Source organism: Herbaspirillum lusitanum P6-12 (genome assembly GCF_000256565.1).
GTDB classification, from domain to species: Bacteria; Pseudomonadota; Gammaproteobacteria; order Burkholderiales; family Burkholderiaceae_D; genus Herbaspirillum; species Herbaspirillum lusitanum.
In genome coordinates this window covers 1-4,133 of sequence record NZ_AJHH01000307.1, presented here as the reverse complement: position 1 = coordinate 4,133, position 4,133 = coordinate 1, and the positions used below count along the sequence as shown (strand labels likewise).

Annotated in this window: 4 protein-coding genes; 3 read left to right on the top strand and 1 reads right to left on the bottom strand. The window is 61.5% G+C overall.

Annotated elements, in window-relative coordinates; translation table 11 throughout:
• The coding region (locus HLUSI_RS0109680) for a rod shape-determining protein (RefSeq protein ID WP_016833783.1) at positions 1-435 on the bottom strand (435 nt) is incomplete at its 3' end.
• Between the two features lie 272 nt (positions 436-707).
• Between HLUSI_RS0109680 and gatC the strand changes: the two genes are divergently transcribed.
• The 3 genes from gatC to gatB all read left to right on the top strand — a co-directional run bounded on the left by gatC (position 708) and on the right by gatB (position 4,082).
• Positions 708-1,010, top strand: a complete 303-nt coding sequence (gene gatC, locus HLUSI_RS0109675; protein WP_029363334.1) for an Asp-tRNA(Asn)/Glu-tRNA(Gln) amidotransferase subunit GatC — start codon at positions 708-710, stop codon at positions 1,008-1,010.
• 98 nt (positions 1,011-1,108) lie between these two features.
• A complete protein-coding gene (gene gatA / locus HLUSI_RS0109670; protein ID WP_016833781.1) occupies positions 1,109-2,575 on the top strand; it encodes an Asp-tRNA(Asn)/Glu-tRNA(Gln) amidotransferase subunit GatA in 1,467 nt (488 codons plus the stop codon).
• A gap of 46 nt (positions 2,576-2,621) precedes the next feature.
• Complete coding sequence (gene gatB / locus HLUSI_RS0109665; RefSeq protein WP_016833780.1) at positions 2,622-4,082, top strand: Asp-tRNA(Asn)/Glu-tRNA(Gln) amidotransferase subunit GatB; 1,461 nt, start codon at positions 2,622-2,624, stop codon at positions 4,080-4,082.
• The last annotated feature ends 51 nt before the right edge of the window (positions 4,083-4,133 follow it).

Genomic DNA, 4,133 nt, shown 5'->3' with positions numbered 1-4,133 from the left:
GACGCCGGGCACCGACGTGCAACTGCTGCGCGCCGCGCCGAGCGCCGATTCGCGGATCGCGCGGCGTTCCACCTGGGTCGAGCCGCACGGTACGCAGATGATGATGCGCGGGGACGGACGGAACAGCTTGGAGTCGTGCACCATGCGGATGAATTGCTTGAGCATCTGCTCGGTGACGGTGAAATCGGCAATCACGCCGTCCTTCATCGGGCGGATCGCCTCGATGTTGCCGGGAACCTTGCCCAGCATCTGTTTCGCTTCCTTGCCGACCGCCTGGATGGTCTTCTTGCCGTTGGGACCGCCCTGCTGGCGGATGGCGACCACGGAGGGTTCGTCGAGGACGATGCCCTGACCGCGTACGTAAATCAGTGTGTTTGCCGTTCCGAGGTCAATTGCGAGGTCGTTAGAGAAATAACTGCGTAAAAATCCAAACATGAATTGTCCTGATGCGCCAGAGTCGCGCGCGTTGCATTTGGTAAGTGGGGGTGTCTTTTTAAGCCGCGGCGACACAAATACGGCGCCCGCAAGGCATTAGTCCTACATTCTACCTTATAATTTGGGAGAAACCAGCAGGCAAAATAGCCATCCATCCTTGCCTGATAAGAGATTTTTCTGCGTTTTTGCGGGCTTTTGCCTGCGCATTTGCCATCATGGCGATCCGATTTTTCAACACATTAGTTTTTGCGCCCGGCGCGCCCCTTCCTATCATGACTCTTGCCCTTTCCGATGTGAAACGCATTGCCAACCTGTCCCGTCTCGAATTGACGGATGAACAAGCCGGCCAAACCCTGGAAAAACTCAACAGCATCTTTTCGCTGGTGGAACAGATGCGGGCCGTGGATACGACGGGGATCGAGCCGTTGAGCCATCCGATTGCGGCGCTGACCCCCGACCTGTCGCTGCGCCTGCGCGACGACGCGGTGACCGAAACCAACCAGCGCGAGGCCTACCAGCAACCGGCGCCGGCGACCCAGGACGGCCTGTACCTGGTGCCCAAGGTCATCGAATAAATCACGCCGCCGCGCGCCAGACATTGCGCACGAAAACACTGCGCCCGAAAGCTGCTTCGGCGCCTCAGCCTCACCGAACCTGAAACGACATTTTTTTCATGCATACCAAGACCATCAAAGAGCTGTCGACGCTCTTGCAGACCAAGAAAATTTCCGCGGCCGAACTGGCCACGCTGTTCCTCGACCGCATCGGCCAGAGCGACCTCAACGCCTTCCTGCACGTCGACCGCGAACTGACCTTGCAGCAGGCTGCCCAAGCCGACCTCCGCATCGCCAATGGTGATGTCACGCCGCTGACCGGCATCCCGATCGCGCACAAGGATTTGTTCGTGACGCGCGGATGGCGCACCACGGCCGGTTCGAAGATGCTGGAAAATTATGTAAGCCCGTTTGATGCCACCGTGGTGGAACAGTTCAACGCTGCCGGTACTGTTACATTGGGCAAGCTCAACTGCGACGAATTCGCGATGGGTTCGGGCAACGAGAATTCCTATTTCGGCGCCGTGAAGAATCCGTGGGACAAGCGCGCCGTGCCGGGCGGCTCGTCCGGCGGTTCGGCCGCCGCGATTGCTGCGCGCCTGGCGCCCGCCGCCACCGGCACCGACACCGGCGGCTCGATCCGCCAGCCGTCGGCGCTGTGCGGCGTGACCGGCATCAAGCCGACTTACGGCAGCGTCTCGCGCTACGGCATGATCGCGTTTGCTTCGTCGCTCGACCAGGGCGGCCCGATCGCCAAGACCGCCGAAGACTGCGGCCTGCTGCTCAACGCCATGAGCGGTTTCGATCAGCGCGATTCGACCAGCATCGAACGCCCGAAGGAAGATTTCACGCGCTCGCTGAACGACAGCATCAAGGGTCTTCGCATCGGCGTGCCGAAGGAGTTCTTCGGCGCCGGCCTGGCTGCGGATGTGGAACAAGCCGTACGCACCGCGCTCGCGGAATACGAAAAACTCGGCGCCACGCTGGTCGACATTTCGCTGCCGAAAACCGAGCTGTCGATCCCCGTGTATTACGTGATCGCGCCGGCCGAAGCATCGTCGAACCTGTCGCGTTTCGACGGCGTGCGCTACGGCCATCGCGCCGCCGATTACAAGGACCTCGCCGACATGTACCAGAAGACGCGCGCGGAAGGTTTCGGCGACGAAGTGAAGCGCCGCATCCTGGTCGGCGCCTATGTGCTGTCGCACGGTTACTACGACGCGTACTACCTGCAGGCGCAAAAAATCCGCCGCCTGATCGCGCAGGATTTCCAGAACGCGCTGACCGGCCCGGACCGCAAGTGCGACGTCATCATGGGACCGGTCTCGCCGACCGTGGCATGGGACCTGGGCGACAAGACCGACGACCCGGTAGCCAACTACCTGGCCGACATTTTCACGCTGTCGACGAGCCTGGCAGGCCTGCCGGGCATGTCGATCCCGTGCGGATTTGGTCAGGGCGAAAAGAACGGCCAGCGTCCGGTCGGCCTGCAAATCATCGGCAGCTACTACGATGAAGCACGCCTGCTCAACGTCGCCCACCAATACCAGCAAGTCACCGACTGGCACCTGCGCGCGCCGGACTGAGCGACGTTTGCCAAAGTAAAACAGTACAGAATCAGCGAGGAATATTATGCAGTGGGAAGTCGTCATCGGTCTGGAAACGCACACGCAGCTTTCGACCGAATCCAAAATTTTCAGCGGCTCGTCGACGCAGTTCGGCTCCGCCCCCAACACCCAGGCCAGCCCGGTCGACCTGGCCTTGCCGGGCGTCTTGCCGGTGCTGAACAAGGGCGCGGTCGAACGCGCCATCCAGTTCGGCCTGGCCATCGGCGCGACGATTGCGCCGCGTTCGGTGTTCGCGCGTAAAAATTATTTCTATCCCGACCTGCCCAAGGGATACCAGATCAGCCAGTTTGAAATCCCGGTGGTCCAGGGCGGCAAGATTTCCTTCGTGCTCGAGAAGGACGGCAAGGCCGAAATCAAGACCTTGCAACTGACCCGCGCCCATCTCGAAGAAGACGCCGGCAAGTCGCTGCATGAAGACTACCAGGGAATGACCGGCATCGACCTCAACCGCGCCGGCACGCCGCTGCTGGAAATCGTCACCGAACCCGACATGCGCAGCGCCGCCGAAGCCGTGGCCTACGCCAAGGCGCTGCATTCGCTGGTGATGTGGCTGGGCATCTGCGACGGCAACATGCAGGAAGGCTCGTTCCGCTGCGACGCCAACGTCTCGGTGCGCCCGGTCGGCCAGAAGGAATACGGCACCCGCTGCGAGATCAAGAATCTCAACTCGTTCCGCTTCATGGAAGACGCGATCAACTACGAAGTGCGCCGCCAGGTCGAACTGATCGAAGACGGCGGCACCGTGGTGCAGGAAACCCGCCTGTACGATCCGGACAAGAAGGAAACGCGCTCGATGCGCAGCAAGGAAGACGCCCAGGATTATCGCTACTTCCCCGACCCTGATCTGCCGCCGCTGGTGATTGCGCAGGAGTGGATCGCACGCGTGAAAGCCACCATGCCGGAATTGCCGGGCGCGATGCGCGAACGTTTCGTCGGCGATTACGCGCTGACCGAATACGACGCCGCCGTGCTGACGCAGTCGAAGGCGATGGCGTCCTACTTCGAAGCAGTGGTCGCCGCCGCCGGCAAGGAGCAGGCCAAACCCGCGGCCAACTGGCTCATGGGCGACGTCGCCTCGACGCTCAACCGCGAAGACACCGACATCGCCGCCGCGCCGGTCAGCGCGGTGCAGTTTGCGCTGCTGTTGAAGCGCATCGCCGACGGCACCATTTCCAACAAGATCGCCAAGGAAGTCTTCGCCGCCATGTGGGAAGCCAAGTCCGACAAGGACACGCTGGCCGACGACATCATCGACGCCAAGGGCCTCAAGCAGATTTCCGACAGCGGCGCGCTGGAAGCCATCGTCGATCAGGTGCTGGCAGCCAATGAAAAGTCGGTGGCGGAGTTCCGCTCCGGCAAGGAACAGGCCATCAATGCGCTGATCGGCCAGGCCATGAAAGCCACCAAGGGCAAAGCCAATCCGGCGCAATTGACCGAATTGTTGCGCAAGAAACTGACTGCCTGACCACGGTTTCCGCCCGTGATGACGATCAAAGCCGCTGCCGTTGCAGCGGGT

Bases quoted from the DNA above. Each gene is read 5' to 3' on its own strand.
- gatB (WP_016833780.1), top strand. From the start codon at position 2,622: ATGCAGTGGGAAGTCGTCATCGGTCTGGAAACGCACACGCAGCTTTCG.
- gatC (WP_029363334.1), top strand. From the start codon at position 708: ATGACTCTTGCCCTTTCCGATGTGAAACGCATTGCCAACCTGTCCCGT.
- gatA (WP_016833781.1), top strand. From the start codon at position 1,109: ATGCATACCAAGACCATCAAAGAGCTGTCGACGCTCTTGCAGACCAAG.